Origin of the sequence: Corynebacterium sp. HMSC05C01, from assembly GCF_001807155.1 — a bacterium.
Lineage (GTDB): Bacteria > Actinomycetota > Actinomycetes > Mycobacteriales > Mycobacteriaceae > Corynebacterium > Corynebacterium coyleae.
Genome location: NZ_KV787952.1, coordinates 5648 through 8541, shown reverse-complemented (window position 1 = coordinate 8541; position 2894 = coordinate 5648). Strand labels below are relative to the sequence as shown.

At 59.2% G+C, this 2894-nt stretch carries 2 protein-coding genes; both read left to right on the top strand.

From position 1 onward, the window contains the following. Nucleotides 1-337: hypothetical protein (locus HMPREF3145_RS11810; protein WP_168162448.1), on the top strand; the 337-nt coding region annotated here is incomplete at its 5' end. Nucleotides 338-692: 355 nt separating this feature from the next. Beyond that, the coding region (locus HMPREF3145_RS11805; protein ID WP_210384149.1) for a putative Ig domain-containing protein at nt 693-2894 on the top strand (2202 nt) is incomplete at its 3' end.

The following is a 2894-nucleotide window of genomic DNA, read 5'->3' as shown; positions in this document are numbered from 1 at the left end:
GGCTACCCAGTTGGAGATCCCGGGTCTGTCTGACATCGCTGCTCAGGCGAACGCGCAGATTCAGAACTTCAACACCCAGATGCAGCGTCAGCTGGGCGTGTTCAATCCGCAGATGGCTTCCCAGGTGGATGCGATCAACTCGCAACTCGCTCGCTACGGCACCGATATCGGAACCGTGCTCGGCGGCCTGGCGCTGATCGCCGCGGGCATCTTGGCTGGCACGATCATCTACGACAACTGCTCGCCGAATGGTGGCTCGTCCATCAAGAACCTCGAGTTGAGGGGTTCTTCCGGCAACACCTACGCAGGTTCGTCGAAGGAGGGGAAGGAGAAGTAATGCAGTAGACCAGCGCCTTTACTAAAGGCGTCTTCCTCGAAACCGTCGCCCCGCTCATCATTCCAGTGAGCGGGGCGACGTTTTGCGCATTGCTTATCGACGACCCCACCTCCCCGAGCCACCCCCGCCCAAAGGCAGGGAGCTCACAGGAACCATTCACGTAACGATACGGAACCAGGCAGTTTTTAAATCAATTCCTGAGGGGAAGCTAAATAATCACATGAGTGGGGGTAGGGCCAAAAGGGCGGATTGTAGACAGGTGTCTACCAGGCGTAGCGTTCCCAAAGTCCTAAACGGGTGTCCATTAATTGGATATTGCGTTTACACACATCGCTATGTTTCTGGAAGGTTCTTTGTGAAGAAAAACTACGTTGCACGCCGCCGTGGCACCTCGGTTGCCGCAGCCGCGTTGTCGCTCGCGCTGGTTGCGCCGCTCGCGCAGCCGACGGCGTTTGCGCAAGACAACCCGCAGGCTGCCCCAACCCCAGCCCCAGCCCCAGCCGCGGATCAGGGCAAGAACAAGCAGGTGCCAAACGCCATCTTTACCAAGGGTGGCTGGCGTGATTTCTATGGCTACCACGGTTGGGCGTACATCAATAAGGATGGCCGCCACGATGACTTGTCCTCGAACAATGAGCCGCTCAAGGGCAACGTCATCTACTTGCAGTACGTGACCAAGAATGGTGAGGTTTCGCCGACGTTCTACACCACGACCGACTCCGAGGGTCGCTTCTCCTTCGACCTGTCCGAGAAGGTAACCAACGGGGTTGACGCGCCGCCGTTCTGGCTGGCCGCCGGTGGCGTTCGCGTCCGCGTTTGGGGCGAGAACCCGGATCCGAGCAAGTACTCGGTGGTTGCCGCGGGTGACTTCAACTCGGGCCGTTACACCTCCATCACGGACCGGGTGCAGGAGTCTTGGAACTTCACTGCTGGTCCTGCTGGTTCCCGCATTACCAACGGTCGTTTTGTGCTGGAAGAGAAGCCGAATCACGTTGGTTGGTTGGCCAAGCCGGAGAAGGATTGGACTCGTGCGCTCGACGGCGAGACCGGTGAGCCGACGGCTGATGGTCAGTTCCCGTACTACGGGGACTTTGGCGCGATCAAGAGCATCGCTCACCCGAATGAGTCCATGGTGTGGTGGGAGACTGGTGAGTCTGCCGGTACCTTGCCGGGGTACTACAAGTATCAGCCTGCGCGTGGTGATCGTGCAGCGGGCGGCATCGAGATTGTTGCGTCGTATCTTAACGACGAAGTCGCGCGCCAGATCGACGCCTGGAAGAACGAGAACCCGGGTTACACGGTTGAGCAGGAGCGTGCGAACCAGGAGCGCATCATCAAGGCGTACCAGGACGAGCACGGCGAGGGCTCCCACATTGCAGAGACCGTCGTTGCCCCGACCACCGCTGACGGCATGATTTACCTGCCGTTCAAGGGCACGCTGGGCTACTCGCGCGACAAGGCCAACCTCGGTGTGAACAATGTGGTCAGCGAAGAAGACTGGGGCAAGGTTGCCGACGACTACCAGAACCAGTGGGTCAACGTGTTTACCGGCGCTTCGTTGTACGACGTGCGCCACATCAACACCGACTACATGTACATCTACCCGAACATTGAGGGCCGCGACGTGAAGAACTCTGCGTTCGTCGCCAATATGTTCATGAACTACCGCGACCAGGGCGCGATTGCCGCCGGCGCGAACATGAACGGTCTGCAGTTTCCGTTGATGACTGCACAGCCGACCTTCGATATTCCGGAGTACAACTCCTACGACAACAAGGGTCGTCCGGGCTCCAAGGTGACTACGAAGACCGCGGGCTTGCTGCCGAACACGGAGTACGCAATCCGTTGGTACGCAACCGCTCCGGATGGTACCCAGACTGAGATCAAGGACGCGATGTGCAAGATCAAGAGCGACGACAAGGGTGCGCTCGAGTCCTGCAACTTCCAGGCTCCTGAAGATCTGAAGGAGACCACGGTCTACACCGCCGCGCTGGTTTCTGCTGACCCGGCTTCCGGCAAGCCGTCTGATCGTTGGGAGATCGCAGACTCCTTCACCGCTGTTGTTCCTGAGTCGCTGCCGTTGGGGTCGGTTGGCACTGAGTTCCCGAACAACGACGTCACGCCGCTGTTCAAGGATCTGCCGGACAACATGAAGAAGGGCACGGAGCCGACCTACTCCGCCAAGGACCTGCCTGCAGGTCTCAAGATCGATCCGAAGACCGGCAAGATCACCGGCAAGCCGACTACCCCGGGCACCACTGAGGCCATCGTGACTCGCGAGATCGAGGTCATGGTCGAGCAGGATGTGCCGGTGCTTGACGACGACGGCAACCCGGTCTACGAAAACCCAGACGAGCAAGATCCTGACAAGCGTATTGAGAAGACCGAGAAGAAGCCCGTCGCGCAGAAGCGTAAGGAGCAGGTGGTCACCAAGATCACGGTGACGGATACCAAGCTGGCCGACGGCGTCGTCGGCGAGCCGTATAAGCAGGACGTGAAGCCGGAAGGTTTTGACAAGCTGCCGCAGGGCTTCGAGCTGAAGAAGGACTCCATCAAG